Origin of the sequence: Undibacterium sp. TJN19 (assembly GCF_049339485.1) — a bacterium.
Classification (GTDB): Bacteria; Pseudomonadota; Gammaproteobacteria; order Burkholderiales; family Burkholderiaceae_D; genus Undibacterium.
Map to the genome: position 1 here is coordinate 1 of NZ_JBMPPL010000068.1, position 417 is coordinate 417.

Sequence of the window (417 nt, forward strand, 5' to 3'; positions counted from 1 at the left end):
TGAGCTTGCCCGCAAAAAATGTATCCCTTACTGAGGGTTTAAAATTCAGTGAAGGAGAGAAGCATGTCACAAAACAAACGAGCACGCTATACGCAGGAATTCAAGATTGAGGCGGTCAGGTTGGTGCGAGGTGGGCAAAGCATTGCCGCAGTCGCTCAAACACTTGGGATAGCCGATCAAACGTTACACAATTGGGTCAAGGCGGATGAGCAAGGCAAACTTGCAATGGCTTCTGCCAAGTCCGTCAGTGCCGAGCAAATGGAAATTAGCCGGCTACGTGCTGAACTGGTGCGGGTCAAGATGGAGCGAGATATCCTAAAAAAAGCTACAGCGTACTTCGCCAAGGAGTCGATGTGAAGTACGCCTGGATAACGCGCAACAAGAGTTGCTGGCCGATTTCCCTGCAATGCGAAATTC

1 pseudogene is annotated in these 417 nt (G+C 49.9%); it reads left to right on the forward strand.

The annotated features are described in order from the left end of the window. Nucleotides 1-63 precede the first annotated feature (63 nt). Nucleotides 64-417 (forward strand): annotated as a pseudogene (locus ACO0LH_RS28555) (transposase); the annotation flags it as partial.